The sequence below is a fragment of the Limnobacter sp. genome, from assembly GCF_964228395.1.
In the GTDB taxonomy this organism is placed as follows: Bacteria; Pseudomonadota; Gammaproteobacteria; order Burkholderiales; family Burkholderiaceae_B; genus Limnobacter.
On the sequence record NZ_CAXQZX010000143.1, the window covers coordinates 26,251 to 40,753 of the forward strand.

A 14,503-nucleotide genomic window follows, 5' to 3' on the forward strand; every position below is an offset into this window, starting at 1 on the left:
GGAATAGATGTTCATGCTACTGAAACGTGGGCTTTTTGTGGGGCTGCTGGCCTCTTTGCTTGCAGGGTGCAACACCATTGTGATGAACCCTGCCGGGGACATTGCTTCCCAACAGGCGGATCTGATTGTGTTGGCCACTGTGCTGATGTTGATCATCATTGTGCCGGTTATTTTTCTGACCATTTTCTTTGCCTGGAAATACCGGCAAGCCAACAATGCCGAGTACGATCCCGAATGGGACCACTCCACCAAGCTGGAGTTGGTCATTTGGGGTGCGCCGCTGCTTATCATTATTGTGCTTGGCCTGGTGACATGGGTGAGCACTCACAAGCTTGATCCCTACCGGCCTTTGGACCGAATTGCTCCGGGCAAACCCCTGGCTGCAGACCACAAGCCCTTGGTGGTCCAAGCCGTAGCGCTGGATTGGAAGTGGCTGTTTATTTATCCAGAGCAGGGCATTGCGACCGTCAATGAGCTCGTGACCCCGGTGGACGTGCCTGTGCGGTTCAAGATTTCTGCCAGCACGGTCATGAACGCTTTTTATGTGCCTCCACTGGCCGGCATGATTTACGCCATGCCTGGCATGGAGACCACGTTGAACGCGGTCATCAACCAGCCCGGTGAATGGAAAGGGTTTTCTGCCAATTACAGTGGTGCAGGGTTTTCTCACATGCGTTTTGACTACCGCGGCGTGAGCCAGGCTGAATTTGACCAGTGGGTCGGCCAGGTGAAAGCCAGCTTCAAGGTGCTGGACCGCGAGCAATATGTGGAGCTTGAAAAGCCCACCATCAAGCACCCAGCCGAGCGCTATGGCACTGTGGAACAAAACATTTTCCACGCCATTGTGAATCGCTGTGTGGCCGAAGGCACACAGTGCATGGATCACCAAATGATGGCGGACTCCATTCGCAACGGCAGCCGTTTAAGCGCTGAAGAAATTTCCATGTTGATCAACGAGGCCATGTGCACCATTGCACCCAACGATGATGCCTTGCCCATTGTGACTTCTGCGAAGTAAAAACCATGACGATTTATCCAACCGAAACAAGCCCGATTTTTGGACGCCTCACCTGGAACGCCATTCCATTTTACGACCCCATTATTTTGGGCACGTTTATCGTGGTGGCCATTGGTGGCTTGGCCTTGCTGGGTCTGATCACCAAATACCGCCTGTGGGGCACTTTGTGGAATGACTGGTTTACCAGCATCGACCACAAGAAGATCGGCATCATGTACATGATTCTTGGCTTGGTGATGCTGATGCGCGGCTTTGCAGACGCCATTATGATGCGCATGCAGCAGGCCATTGCCTTTAACGGCAATGAGGGCTTTTTGCCGCCGCACCACTACGACCAAATTTTTACGGCGCATGGTGTAATCATGATTTTCTTTGTGGCCATGCCCTTGGTCACTGGTCTCATGAACTACCTGGTGCCGCTGCAAATTGGTGCGCGCGATGTGGCATTTCCTTTCCTGAACAACTTCAGTTTTTGGATGACCACCTTTGGCGCGGTACTCATCATGGCTTCCCTGTTTGTGGGTGAGTTTGCCATGACTGGCTGGCTGGCTTATCCACCGCTGTCGGGTATTTTGCAGAGCCCATACGTGGGGGTCGACTATTACATCTGGGCCTTGCAAATTGCCGGGGTGGGTACGCTGTTGTCGGGCGTCAACCTGATTGTGACCATCGTGAAGATGCGGGCACCCGGCATGAACATGATGAAAATGCCCGTGTTCACCTGGACAGCGCTGTGCACCAACGTCTTGATTGTGGCTGCCTTCCCGGTGCTCACTGCCGTGTTGGGCATGCTCACCATGGACCGTTATTTGGGCACCAACTTCTTCACCAACGACCTGGGTGGCAACTCCATGATGTATGTGAACCTCATCTGGATTTGGGGTCACCCCGAGGTTTACATTCTGATTCTGCCGCTGTTCGGTGTGTTCTCTGAAGTGGTGTCCACCTTCAGCCGTAAGCGCTTGTTTGGTTACAGCTCCATGGTGTACGCCACTGTGGTGATCACCATCCTGTCGTATTTGGTGTGGCTGCATCACTTCTTCACCATGGGCAGTGGGGCCAGCGTCAACTCCTTCTTTGGCATCACCACGATGATTATTTCCATCCCCACGGGTGCGAAAATTTTCAACTGGTTGTTCACCATGTACAAGGGCAAAATTCGCTTTGAGTTGCCCATGATGTGGACCATCGCCTTCATGATCACTTTTGTGATTGGTGGAATGACCGGTGTGCTATTGGCCGTGCCCCCAGCTGACTTTGTACTGCACAACAGCTTGTTCCTGATCGCGCACTTCCACAACGTGATCATTGGTGGTGTGTTGTTCGGCCTGTTTGCCGGCATCAACTTCTGGTTCCCCAAGGCCTTTGATTTCAAGCTCGATGAGTTCTGGGGCAAGGTGTCGTTCTGGTTCTGGGTGATCGGTTTCTACTTCGCATTCATGCCCTTGTATGTGCTGGGCCTGATGGGGGTTACCCGCCGCATGAGCCAGTTTGACGATCCGTCGTTCCAGATCTGGTTCCAAATCGCCGCAGTGGGTGCCTTCATGATCGCCATCGGCATTGCCGCCATGATCATGCAGTTCTGGGTCAGCTTCCGTGACCGTGAAAAGCTGCGCGACACCACTGGCGACCCCTGGGATGGTCGTACCCTGGAATGGGCCACCTCCAGCCCGCCCCCAGACTACAACTTTGCCTTCACTCCAAAGGTGTACGACAACGATGCCTGGGCCCACATGAAAAAAGAAGGTTACCAGCGCCCTTTGAGCGGATTCACCGACATCCACATGCCAAAAAACACGGCAGCCGGTTTTGTGATCTCTGCCCTGAGTGCGGTGGTTGGTTTTGCCCTGGTGTGGCACATCTGGTGGCTGGCTGCTGGTGGTTTTGCCGCCATGATGGTGGCCATCATTGCCCACACGTTCAACTACAAGCGTGACTACTACATCCCTGCGGAAGAAGTAACCCGCACGGAAGAAGCACGAACCAAATTGTTGGAAAGCCATGTCTGAACTTACTTTGAACCAAAACAACAGCGAGCGTTTTTACGTTCGTGAGCACCACCCCAAGAACGGCTCGCTCTTGGGCTTCTGGCTCTACCTGATGAGCGACTGCTTGATTTTTGCAGCGCTGTTTGCAACCTACGCCGTGATTGGCCGCAATTACGCGGGTGGGCCCACTGGGTCCGAGATTTTTGATCTCAATCTAGTGGCCATTAACACCGCCTTCTTGCTGCTCAGTTCCATCACCTACGGCGTGGCCATGGTGAACATGCAGGCGCGCAAGCTCAATGGCACCGTGCTTTGGTTGGGCATCACCGGGGTATTGGGCTTGGCCTTTTTGGCGGTAGAACTATATGAGTGTTGGCACTTCATCAGCATTGGTGCCACGCCTCAACGCAGTGGTTTTTTAACCGCCTTTTTTGCGCTGGTGGGCACCCACGGCTTGCACGTGTTCTTTGGCATTATTTGGTTGGTGGTCTTGTTGTTCCAGCTTAAAAAGCACGGGCTGATTGTTGAAAACCGTCGCCGCGTATTCTGCCTGTCCATGTTCTGGCACTTCCTGGACGTGGTTTGGATCGGCGTATTTACCTTTGTTTACCTGATGGGAGTATTGCCATGAGCGTACATTCTCACGACCTGCATCACGACGCACACCACCACGACGAGGAAGACGAAATCCACGTCAGCATGCGCGAGTATGTGATTGGCTTTGTATTGTCGGTTATTTTAACGGCCATTCCCTTTGCGCTGGTGATGGGCAAAATGATCGACAGCTCGGTGACCACGGCCATGGTGATCTTGGGCATTGGTGCAGTTCAAATAGTGGTGCACATGGTGTACTTCCTGCACATGAATACCAAGAGCGAGGGTGGCTGGACCATGCTTGCGCTGGTGTTTACCCTCATTTTGGTGGTGATCACCTTGGTGGGTTCAATTTGGGTGATGTACCATCTGAACACCAATATGATGCCCGGCATGAACCATGAGGCCATTGAAGCCCTCCGTGAACCTCGCTGAGCGCAAACGCTGTAAAACAAGGCTGCTGGCGTATGCGCTGGCGGTCTTTTTGTTTTTTGTGTTTTGTGCCTTGGGCACATGGCAGGTGCAGCGTCTGCAGTGGAAACTCGCTTTAATCGAGCGTGTAGAAACCCGAGCCACAGGTGCACCCCAAGCATTGCCGTCCCCCGAACACTGGGCCAGTGTGCAGCGGGGCTCCCACGAATATTTGAAGGTCAAACTCTCAGGCCATTACCTGCCGCAATACACCACCCGGGTACAGGCCAGCACCGTGTTGGGGCCAGGGCAGTGGTGGCTAACGCCGATGCAGACCGAGCAGGGTGTGGTGTGGGTCAACCGGGGGTATGCGCCCAATGCAGAAGTCGATTTGCTGGATGAACAAGCGGCGCAAGCCGTGGTTGACGTGGTGGGCCTGTTGCGCATCACCGAGCCCAAAGGTGGTTTTTTGCGCAACAACCAGCCTGCACAAAACCGTTGGTTTTCGCGCGACATTGAGGCCATGTCCAAGCACCATGGCCTGAGCCAGGCAGCCCCGTTTTTTGTGGATGCGGGTTTGCCTCGCAACATCAACCCAGAAATGGTCACCTTTCAACCCCAAAGTTATCCGGTGGATGGCTTAACCATTGTTCGCTTCACCAATAACCACCTCATGTATGCCATCACTTGGTATGCTTTGGCCTTGATGGTGTTGGGCTGCGCCTGGTGGTTGCGGCGCTCCCGTTCAACAGCTTGAAGTAGGGCAGTTCATGGCGATCAATTCCGACATTGTTTCTGTGCGTCAGGGTGGCCATGGGCCAGTGTCTGAAAGCCATGTGGCGCAAGAAACCGGTCACAAAAACATGCTGCACCTGATTCACCTTCGGTGGTTGGCCGTTGGTGGGCAGATCATCACCATGCTGGTGGCCTCGTTTGGTCTGGGCATTACTTTGCCTCTCAAAGAAATGCTCACCGTCATGGTGTTTTTGGTGGCCTTCAATGTGGCCAGCCATTTGCGCTGGCACGAGGAGCGGGTGGTCAGCAATCGCGAATTGTTTTTGGCCATGTTGGTGGATGTGGCCAGCCTCACCGCCCAGTTGTATTTCACCGGGGGCATCAACAACCCCTTCGCTTTGCTGTTTTTACTGCAGGTTATTTTAAGTGCGGTGTTGTTGCGAACGGAGTCGGCTTGGACCGTGGTGTGGATCACCACGCTGTGTTTGGCGGGCCTGTCGGTTTTTAATCGGCCCCTGCAATGGCCAGCCAATACCAGCATGGTGTTTGCCGACTTGTATGCCCAAGGCATTCTGATTTGTTTTGTGCTCAATGCCGCTTTGCTGGTGATGTTCATCACTCGAATTAGCCGCAATTTGCGCGCCGGCGATGCGCAGTTGGCCGCCATGCGTCAGCGCGCAGCCGAAGAGGAGCACATCGTCCGGATGGGGCTCTTGGCCTCGGGCGCTGCGCACGAGCTCGGCACGCCCCTGGCCACCATGTCGGTGATTCTTGGCGATTGGAAACACATGCCAGCCTTCCGACACAGCGCGGGTTTTCAGGAAGAACTTGAGGAATTACAAACCCAGTTGATTCGCTGCAAGCGAATTGTGAGCGGTATTTTGATGTCGGCTGGGGAAGCACGCGGGGAGGGCTCCCAACGCACCACGCTCAATGTGTATTTTCAGTCCCTGGCCGATGAATGGCTGGAAAGCCGTTCGCCCAAGGCATTTCAGTTCACCAACCAAATTCAACAGCCCTTGCCCGTCGCATTCGATTCCACGGTGGCGCAAATGGTGTTTAACTTGCTCGACAATGCCTTGGAGGCCTCGCCTGCATGGGTGGGCATGGATGTTCGGCTAGAGGGCGATGCATTGTTGGTGCGCGTCAGCGACCGTGGGCCGGGCTTTTCCCCAGAGGTGTTGGAGCAGCTTGGCAAACCCTACAATTCCACCAAGGGTCGCCCCGGTGGTGGCTTGGGGTTGTTTTTGGTGACGAATGTGGCACGAACCTTGGGCGGTGTGGTCCAAGCTGAAAACCGCAGTGATGGCGGGGCCCGCGTACAGGTCAGTTTGCCGCTGGCCTCGCTGGTGTTGCAGGAGAAGTAGTTTGGAGCAATTGGAAACAAACCCAGATCGATTGTTGTTGGTGGTTGAAGACGACGATGCTTTTGCCAAAGTCTTGACCCGGTCTTTTGAGCGTCGGGAGTACACCGTGATTCGTGCCAGCAATCAAGATGAAATGCAGGCGCTTTTGCAAAATCACCACCCCACGCACGCCGTGGTCGACCTTAAACTCGCTGGCAATTCATCGGGTTTAAGTTGTGTGCAGGCCCTGCACGAGTTTGACCCCACCATGCTGATTGTGGTGCTCACTGGCTTTGCAAGCATCAACACTGCCGTGGAGGCCATCAAACTGGGTGCATGCCAATACCTGGCCAAGCCTGCGAATACCGACGACATCGAAGCCGCTTTTTCACACGTGGCCGGTACAGAGCCTGTGGAGCTGAGCAATCGCGCCACTTCCATTAAAAACCTGGAGTGGGAACGCATCCACGAAGTGCTGGTCGAAACCGACTTTAATATTTCTGAAACCGCGCGGCGCCTGGGTATGCACAGGCGCACTCTGGCCCGCAAACTTGAAAAACGCCGCGTTAAATAAGCAAGCAACAAGAGGCAGTACCCATGAGCACAACCTTACCCCCCCACCACGGATTCACATTCAACCACACCATGTTGCGCATCAAAGACCCTGCCGTGTCTTTGAAGTTTTACGAGCAGGTGTTGGGCATGGCCTTGCTGCGAAAACTCGACTTTCCCGAGATGTCGTTCTCTCTTTATTTTTTGGCAAAATTGAGCCCGGATGAACAAGCGCCCGTCGACGAAGCGGAGCGCACCGTGTGGACCTTCAGCCAGCGTGGCATATTGGAGCTTACTCACAACTGGGGTACAGAAAAAGACCCGGAGCAGCGCTACCACGATGGCAACGCGCAGCCTCAGGGTTTTGGTCATATTTGTTTTGCAGTGCCCAATCTTGAGCATGCCGTGGCTTGGTTTGATAAAAACGGCGTGCAATATGTCAAGCGCCCAGAGCAAGGCAAAATGCGCAATGTGGCCTTCATCAAAGACCCAGACGGCTATTGGATTGAAATCGTCCAGCCCAATTTGTTGGCTGGGCTTGGCAAAGCCCAGGCTTAACATTTTCAGTTCAGTTCATCTTCGCTGGGCACGGGCGGCAGGGCAAAAATCTCGATCCCCTCATCTCGCAGCTCTTCAAATTCCTCAAGGCTGGCCTGCCCGCGTATGGCGCGAACGGGAGCCTCTTCGTAGTGAATTTTTCGGGCTTCTTCAGCAAAACGGTCGCCCACATCTTCTGAATGATTAATCAAGGCAGCAAGCGCCTGCCTGGCCATCACAAATGCGGTGGTCACCTCCATGGCATTGCTTTTTCCGCTGCTGGCTGATGGGGTTTGCTCGGGCTGGCTGGCAGCAGAAGCTGCCTGTTGGTGCACTTCAGATGCCACGGCCTTGCTTTGCCCAATATTGATTTTTGAAGGCACTTTGCGAATAGCGTCAGTGCCGCATTCGGGGCAGGTGAGCAACTTGCGCTCACGTTGCTCGTCAAAATCTTCGCTGGACCTAAACCAACCCTCGAAGCGGTGGGCGTACTCGCATTCAAGGTCGTAAATGATGATTGCCACAATATTTGAATCTAAACCGGAATTTCGCTATTTTACAGTGGAATGAATTGCCTACCGGTGGTGCGCAAACTCTTCTAGAATTTGATGTCTGTTCAATCAAAGCCCAAAGAGGTTGGTATGTCCCGCAAAAAGTCGCTCGAGCCTCATCTGCGAGGTCTGGTAGACTTGATTTCGGCTTCCCTGGACCAAGGCACGCGCCAAGTGGAGGGCGTGCACCGTCGTATTGCAGACATTCCTTTTTCGGTTCTAAAAAAGATCAAGCCAATTGCGCCAATTTCCTCGGCTGTGCACATGGTGGAGAAAAAAATCACCCATTCCGCCTACGACACGGTGCGCTTGGTGGCCAAAGTGGGTGCACAGGCTGTGCACAATGTTCTGCCCACCGATCCGGCCAGCCATGGCATTTCCCAGCCCGAGTACCGCATAGATCATGAGGCCTTGCGCAAGCAAAAGCCTGTGACCAAGCAACCTGCCAAACCCGCGGTCAAATCACCCAAGAAACCCTAATTCATTCCCGCAAGTGCAAAAATTCTTACGTCTGCAGAGGGTGTAAAAACACTTGCAAGTGTGTCCGGTTTGTCTTAACTTATAAACATGAGCATATGCTCATACAAATAATTAGAAAGTGGAGACACACCTTGTCATTGAACATCGCCTCGGACACGCCCCTGGGCCGTGTGGCCAGAGCGCCAGAGAATTTTTTAAGCCGTCAGGATGTCGCTTTTGTCAACAGAGCCGGCGCGGACGACCGCAGAGCCTTTTTCAAAAAGGCGTTTGCGGCCGCCGCAGCGGCCACACTGGCAGGCGCCCGCCCCATGCAAGCCATCGCCGCTGAGGGCGATCCTGCCATCTTGAATTTGCCTGAGCACACCCGTGGTTTGGGTTTGCCCGTTGCAGCCAGGCCTTATGGCATGCCCTCCCAGTTTGAGCAGAATCTACAACGCCGAGAGTCACCCGGGCTCACACGGGTGAGCGCAGCCTCGGTGTCGTTTTGCCCACTGCAAGGCCTGTTTGGCATTATTACCCCCTCGGGCCTGCATTTTGAGCGGCATCACCAGGGGTGGTGGGACATTGACCCCAGCCAGCACCGCCTGATGATCAATGGCCTGGTTAAAACGCCCATGGTGTTCACGGTGGATGAACTCATGCGCATGGAATCTGTGTCGCGCATTCACTTTATCGAGTGCGGAGCCAATTCGGGCATGGAGTGGGCCAATGTGGCCGTGCCCACCGTGCAATACACCCACGGCATGTTGAGCTGTTCCGAGTTCACTGGCGTGCCTTTGATCAAGGTTTTGGAATACTGCGGGGTCGACCTTAAAAAAGGCCGATACATTTTGGCCGAGGGTGCAGATGGTTCATCCATGACCCGCACCATCCCCATGGAATTGGTGGAAAGCGGCGAGGTGCTGTTGGCCTACGGTCAAAACGGCGAAATGCTGCGTCCAGAGAACGGCTACCCCCTGCGTTTGGTGGTGCCCGGCGTTCAGGGCGTGAGTTGGGTGAAGTACCTGCGCCGCATTGAGGTGGGCGATCAGCCTTGGGCCACCAAAGACGAAGCCATTCACTATGTTGACCTGATGCCCGACGGCACCCACCGGCAATACACCTCCATCCAGGAGTGCAAGTCGGTGATCACCACACCGTCGGGTGGGCAGCGTTTGCTCAACCCGGGGTTTTACAACATCACCGGGCTGGCCTGGAGTGGGCGTGGAAAAATCAAAGCCGTGGATGTGTCGGTGGACGGCGGCAAAACCTGGGCAACGGCCCAACTTCAAACCCCCGTTCTTGATAAGTCATTGACCCGCTTCAGCTTGCCTTGGGTGTGGAAGGGGCAAGACGTGATTTTGCAAAGCAGGGCCATGGACAGCACAGGCTATGTACAACCCAGCTACCGCACTTTGCGCGCCAAGCGGGGTGACAAAAGCATTTACCACAACAACGCCATTCAAAGCTGGCGCGTGGACGCTGGCGGTGAAGTACACAATGTGCATGTGGGGTAGGGCATGAGAACGCTCATTTTTAAAACGCTGGCGTTATTTTTAAGCGCAGGCCTGTTGGGGCAAGCCAGCATGGCGCAGGCCATGGAAGGGCTTGGGCGGCCAGCCACAGTGGCGGAGGTAAAGGCCTGGGACATTGATGTTCGCCCAGACTTCAAAGGACTGCCCAAAGGCAGTGGCAGCGTGGCCAAAGGCATGGAGGTGTGGGATGCGCAATGCGCCTCTTGTCATGGTGTGTTTGGCGAGAGTAACGAGGTGTTTACTCCCATAGTGGGCGGTACCACTCGGGAAGACATACTGCGCGGTCGCGTGCAATCGCTCAAAGACGGCTCTGCGCCCCAACGCACCACCTTGATGAAAGTACCCACCCTGTCAACTTTGTGGGATTACATCAACCGTGCCATGCCTTGGACCAACCCCAAGTCACTGACCACCGAAGAAGTGTATGCCGTCACCGCTTACATTTTGAACATGGGAGGTGTGCTGCCAGACGACTTTGTGTTGAGCGATGCCAACATGGCCGAGGTGCAACAAAAATTGCCTAATCGCAATGGCATGCAAACCAATCATGGCCTGTGGTTGCCCTCGGGTAAACCCGATGTAAAAGAGGCACGTTGCATGTCAAACTGCACCCCTAATGCAAAGGTGCTTTCATCCTTGCCTGAATATGCCCGTGACGCCCATGGCAACCTGCATGAACAAAACCGCTTGGTGGGGCCAGTGCGCGGTGTGGTCACAGTGGCACAAGGCACGGGTGCAACTTCTGATACCGCTCAGGTCAAACCTGTTGAGTCTTTGTTCAACGCCAACGGTTGCGTGGCCTGCCACGCCGTGAGTGAAAAAAAGTTGGGCCCCTCGTTGGTGGATATTTCCACGAAGTATGCCAAGCGGCCCGATGCACAAGCCTACCTGGCCGACAAAATACGCCAGGGCAGTCAGGGTGTATGGGGCAGCATGCCCATGCCAGCGCAATCGCATTTGTCCGATGCCGATGTTGAAAGCCTGGCCAAGTGGGTGTTGAATACCAAAAACAAGTGAACGAGCAATGTTTCTAGGAGGAATCGCTCAATGAACGAAAACAGACGTGCCGTATTGAAGGCCTCGTCCAGCCTGACTGTGCTGGGATTGGCGGTGGCCGCAGGCCTCATCAAGCCCAACGTGGCCTTTGCATCCCAGGGTTGGCCCAAAAAAGCCTTCGAGAGCAAATCCATGGATGAACTCATGAAAGCCTTGGGTGGCAACATGCCCACCGAGAGCGCTGACATCACCGTGATTGCCCCCGACATTGCAGAAAATGGCGCCGTGGTGCCTGTGGGTGCCGACAGCAAATTGAAAAACACCACCGAGGTGTCTTTGCTCGTTGAGAACAACCCCTCCATTTTGTCTGCACAATTCATGATCCCCGCAGGCACGGAGGCCAAGGTCAACACCCGCGTGAAAATGGGCAAATCCAGCAATGTGTACGCCCTGGTGAAAGCCGATGGCAAATACTACTTTGCCAAAAAAGAAGTGAAAGTAACCCTGGGCGGTTGCGGCGGCTAACATCAAGAATCAAAAGGAGCTCAACATGGCTGATCCAATGAAAATTCGCGCCAAAGCCAACGGCGATGAAGTAGAAGTAAAAGTATTGATGGCGCACGAAATGGAAACCGGTCAACGCAAAGGCGCTGACGGCAATCTGGTGCCCGCGTGGTTTATTCAGAACGTCACGGCCAAGTGCAACGACAAGGTGGTCTTGCAAGCCAACTGGGGTCCGGCCGTGGCCAAAAACCCATTCATGTCTTTCTCGTTCAAAGGCGGTAAAGTGGGCGATACCGTTGAAATCACCTGGACAGACAACAAAGGCGAATCCCGCACAGACAAAACCAAAGTGGCGTAATCTCAAATCAATTCATAAACACAACAAAGGGGCGTGAGATGAGATCTGTTAAGCACCTGGCTGCCAGCGCGGCAGCCGCCAGCCTGTTGACCATGGGGGCGTTTGGCCCTGTGGCTGCCCAAAAATCCACCGAGCAGGGCATTCAGGAATATCGCGACATGTTGGCCGATGGCAACCCTGCCGAATTGGTCGAATTGCTTGGCGAGGACCTCTGGACCAAGCCTAGAGGCCCGAAGAATGCTTCTCTTGAACAATGCGATTTGGGCAAGGGTCCCGGCAAGCTGGAAGGTGCCGTGGGTCAAATGCCCAGGTTTTTTTCTGACACAGGCAAAGTGATGGACGTGGAAAGTCGCATTGTGCACTGCATCGTTACTTTGCAAGGGCGGGATGCCAAAGAGGTCACTGCCAAGCCGTTCTCTGGCGCGGGCCAGCGCCCCACCGAGATGGAATCCTTGGTGGCGTATGTGTATGCCCAGTCTCGCGGCACCACCATTGCTGTACCGCAATCCCATCCCGAGGAAATTGCCTCCCGCGCCCGCGGCGAGAAAATTTTCTTTTTCCGTGGGGGCCCCTACGATTTTTCCTGTGCCAGTTGCCACGCGGCCGACGATCAACGCATTCGCTTGCAGGGCCTGCCCAATCTAACCAAAACAGAACCCGCCCAAGCTGCATTCGCGGCCTGGCCAGCGTACCGGGTGTCTCAAGGGGCAGTGCGCACCATGCAGTGGCGCATGTATGACTGCTTCCGTCAGCAGCGTTTTCCAGAACTTCAATATGGCTCGCAGGCCGCCATTGACCTTATTACCTTCTTGGGTGTGAGGGCCAACGGAGGCACCATGCAAGCAACGTCCATCAAACGCTAAGGAGGGCACCCCCATGAAACAAAACACACTGAGCATGGCAGGCGTGTTGGCGGCGGCCCTCATTGCGGGTTGCGCCAATACGGCCCAGGAGTCTGCGGCCAAGGTGAGTGATGCCGAAGTGCATCAAGTCATCATGGCCTCTTTTAAAGAAAAAGGTCAGGCTGGCATGGATCGCTTGAACCAATCCGAGTTGCAAAAGGCCTGTTCTTTGGCGGCGCTCGACCCCAAAGGATTGCCTCAATCCAAGCGCACCGAGCTTGAACAGGCTGCCCTTGCTGCGGTTAAATACCCAGCCGATGGCAAGTATTTGGGCGACTGGAAAGCGGGCGAAAAAATTGCCCAAACCGGCGTGGGTTTGCAGTTCTCTGACAAGCCCGATACCCCTGCAGGCGGCAACTGCTACGCCTGCCATCAACTGGCGCCACAGGAATTGAGTTACGGCAACTTGGGCCCCTCGCTCTACCAGTATGGCAAATTGCGGGGCAACTCCGAAGAAATCATGAAATACACCTGGGCCAAGATCTGGAATTCTCACGCCTACAACGCATGCTCCAACATGCCGCGTTTTGGGGCTGAGGGCATACTTACAGAAGAGCAGCTCAAAGACGTGATGGCGCTTTTGATGGCGCCAGACTCGCCGGTCAACAAATAAAGTTGCCCGCTGGTCTGCCCGTGCGCGCTGCGCGCCGGGCAGTCTCCACTTCAATCATTCATTGGAATCACCCATGCAAATGAATCGACGCGAATTCATGGGAATGCTGGCTGCTGCCTCGGCTGCGGGCATGGCGCTGGACGCGCCCCATGTGCTGGCTGGCAATGCACCGCAAAAGCTCTACGACTTAAAACCCTTTGGCAACGCCAGTGTGCTGCATTTCACCGATTGCCATGCTCAGTTGGTGCCCATTTATTTTCGTGAGCCGAATGTGAACATTGGTGTTGCAGACGCCGCCGGCCGCGCTCCTCATTTGGTGGGTGAGGCCTTGCTCAAGGCATTCAACATCCCGGCGGGGTCGGCGCAGGCGCACGCATTCACCTACCTTAACTTTGAAGAGGCAGCCAGACGCTATGGCAAGGTGGGCGGATTCGCCCACTTGGCCACCTTGGTAAAAATGATGAAAGCGCAGCGCCCCGGCGCCCTGCTGCTGGACGGGGGCGATACCTGGCAAGGTTCGGCAACGGCCCTGTGGACCCATGCGCAAGACATGGTGGACGCGGCCAAATTGCTTGGCGTGGACGTGATGACCCTGCACTGGGAATGCACCTATGGCTCAGAGCGCATTTTGGAGGTGGCCGAGAAAGACTTTAAAGGCAAAATCGACATCGTTGCTCAAAACATTAAAACTGCAGACTTTGGCGACCCTGTGTTTCCAAGCCATGTCATGAAAACCATCAATGGTGCGAAGGTCGCCATCATTGGCCAGGCCTTCCCCTACAGCCCAATTGCCAACCCCCGGTACTTTGTGAAGGATTGGTCATACGGCATTCAGGAAGAAAGCATGCAGGCCGTTGTGGACGAGGTGCGCCAAAAGGGCGCGCAAGCGGTGGTATTGCTGTCGCACAATGGCATGGACGTGGACATCAAAATGGCCAGTCGCGTCACAGGCATCGACTTTATTTTGGGCGGGCACACCCACGATGGCGTGCCCAACGCCATCCCTGTTAAAAACGCCAGCGGCGTTACCCACGTCACCAACGCGGGCAGCAACGGCAAGTTTTTGGGGGTGCTCGATATGGATATTCGCGGCGGCAAGTTGCAGGGCTTTATGTACCGCCTGCTGCCCGTGTTTTCAAATATGTTACCCGCTGACCCAGCCATGCAGGCTTTTGTCGACAACGTTCGCAAGCCATTCCTGGCCAAATTGGCCGAGCCCTTGGCCACCACTGAGGGCCTGCTGTACCGCCGCGGCAACTTCAACGGCAGTTGGGATCAATTGATCATTGATGCCTTGATGGAGGTGAAGGGCGCTGAAATTGCGTTCTCACCAGGATTTCGCTGGGGAACCAGCCTGCTGCCCGGCCAAACCATCACCCGCGAGCATGTGATGGATCAAACCGC

The 14,503-nt window shown here is 54.9% G+C and carries 17 protein-coding genes; 16 read left to right on the plus strand and 1 reads right to left on the minus strand.

All coding sequences use genetic code 11. The features are described 5' to 3' along the window. Positions 1–13 precede the first annotated feature (13 nt). Genes cyoA through gloA form a run of 8 tightly spaced genes read left to right on the plus strand, consistent with a single transcriptional unit; the run spans position 14 to position 7,202 of the window. The gene (cyoA, locus tag ACEQU8_RS12120) at positions 14–1,018 is read left to right on the plus strand and encodes a ubiquinol oxidase subunit II (protein ID WP_370263924.1); all 1,005 of its coding nucleotides are present in this window, start codon (positions 14–16) and stop codon (positions 1,016–1,018) included. 5 nt (positions 1,019–1,023) lie between these two features. Then, positions 1,024–3,027: a cytochrome o ubiquinol oxidase subunit I gene (cyoB, locus tag ACEQU8_RS12125; protein ID WP_370263926.1), complete on the plus strand. Its 2,004-nt coding sequence runs from the start codon at positions 1,024–1,026 to the stop codon at positions 3,025–3,027. Further along, positions 3,020–3,637, plus strand: a complete 618-nt coding sequence (gene cyoC, locus ACEQU8_RS12130) for a cytochrome o ubiquinol oxidase subunit III (protein ID WP_370263928.1) — start codon at positions 3,020–3,022, stop codon at positions 3,635–3,637. Before cyoB ends, cyoC begins: the two co-directional genes overlap by 8 nt. Next, a complete protein-coding gene (gene cyoD, locus ACEQU8_RS12135) occupies positions 3,634–4,035 on the plus strand; it encodes a cytochrome o ubiquinol oxidase subunit IV (RefSeq protein WP_370263930.1) in 402 nt (133 codons plus the stop codon). Before cyoC ends, cyoD begins: the two co-directional genes overlap by 4 nt. Continuing rightward, positions 4,001–4,768: an SURF1 family protein gene (locus ACEQU8_RS12140; protein ID WP_370263931.1), complete on the plus strand. Its 768-nt coding sequence runs from the start codon at positions 4,001–4,003 to the stop codon at positions 4,766–4,768. Before cyoD ends, ACEQU8_RS12140 begins: the two co-directional genes overlap by 35 nt. A 13-nt stretch (positions 4,769–4,781) precedes the next feature. Continuing rightward, on the plus strand, positions 4,782–6,113 hold the full coding sequence (locus ACEQU8_RS12145; protein WP_370263932.1) for an ATP-binding protein: 1,332 nt from the start codon (positions 4,782–4,784) through the stop codon (positions 6,111–6,113). Between the two features lies 1 nt (position 6,114). Next, on the plus strand, positions 6,115–6,666 hold the full coding sequence (locus ACEQU8_RS12150; protein ID WP_370263933.1) for a response regulator transcription factor: 552 nt from the start codon (positions 6,115–6,117) through the stop codon (positions 6,664–6,666). Positions 6,667–6,689: 23 nt separating this feature from the next. Further along, positions 6,690–7,202, plus strand: coding sequence for a lactoylglutathione lyase (gene gloA, locus ACEQU8_RS12155; RefSeq protein ID WP_370263935.1), 513 nt, complete (start codon positions 6,690–6,692; stop codon positions 7,200–7,202). Between the two features lie 5 nt (positions 7,203–7,207). Here gloA and ACEQU8_RS12160 read toward each other — a convergent pair whose 3' ends face one another. Continuing rightward, positions 7,208–7,705, minus strand: coding sequence for a DUF1178 family protein (locus ACEQU8_RS12160; protein WP_370263936.1), 498 nt, complete (start codon positions 7,703–7,705; stop codon positions 7,208–7,210). A gap of 117 nt (positions 7,706–7,822) precedes the next feature. On the opposite strand from ACEQU8_RS12160, the gene ACEQU8_RS12165 reads away from it, so the two are divergent. The 8 genes from ACEQU8_RS12165 to soxB all read left to right on the plus strand — a co-directional run. Next, positions 7,823–8,212 carry a hypothetical protein gene (locus ACEQU8_RS12165; RefSeq protein ID WP_370263937.1) on the plus strand — a complete coding sequence of 130 codons (390 nt, stop codon included), beginning with the start codon at positions 7,823–7,825 and terminating at the stop codon, positions 8,210–8,212. A 131-nt stretch (positions 8,213–8,343) separates the two neighbouring features. Continuing rightward, positions 8,344–9,708 carry a sulfite dehydrogenase gene (gene soxC, locus ACEQU8_RS12170; RefSeq protein ID WP_370263938.1) on the plus strand — a complete coding sequence of 455 codons (1,365 nt, stop codon included), beginning with the start codon at positions 8,344–8,346 and terminating at the stop codon, positions 9,706–9,708. Between the two features lie 3 nt (positions 9,709–9,711). Then, positions 9,712–10,743: a c-type cytochrome gene (locus tag ACEQU8_RS12175; RefSeq protein WP_370263940.1), complete on the plus strand. Its 1,032-nt coding sequence runs from the start codon at positions 9,712–9,714 to the stop codon at positions 10,741–10,743. A 30-nt stretch (positions 10,744–10,773) separates the two neighbouring features. Next, entirely contained in the window at positions 10,774–11,247 is a 474-nt protein-coding gene (gene soxY / locus ACEQU8_RS12180) for a thiosulfate oxidation carrier protein SoxY (RefSeq protein ID WP_370263942.1), read from the plus strand. Positions 11,248–11,272: 25 nt separating this feature from the next. Continuing rightward, a complete protein-coding gene (gene soxZ, locus ACEQU8_RS12185; RefSeq protein WP_370263944.1) occupies positions 11,273–11,584 on the plus strand; it encodes a thiosulfate oxidation carrier complex protein SoxZ in 312 nt (103 codons plus the stop codon). Between the two features lie 38 nt (positions 11,585–11,622). Further along, positions 11,623–12,447 (plus strand): sulfur oxidation c-type cytochrome SoxA, encoded by an 825-nt coding sequence (gene soxA, locus ACEQU8_RS12190; RefSeq protein ID WP_370263946.1) that lies wholly within the window; start codon positions 11,623–11,625, stop codon positions 12,445–12,447. 13 nt (positions 12,448–12,460) lie between these two features. Next, the gene (gene soxX / locus ACEQU8_RS12195) at positions 12,461–13,099 is read left to right on the plus strand and encodes a sulfur oxidation c-type cytochrome SoxX (RefSeq protein WP_370263947.1); all 639 of its coding nucleotides are present in this window, start codon (positions 12,461–12,463) and stop codon (positions 13,097–13,099) included. 79 nt (positions 13,100–13,178) lie between these two features. Next, positions 13,179–14,503: thiosulfohydrolase SoxB (gene soxB, locus ACEQU8_RS12200; protein ID WP_370263948.1), on the plus strand; the 1,325-nt coding region annotated here is incomplete at its 3' end.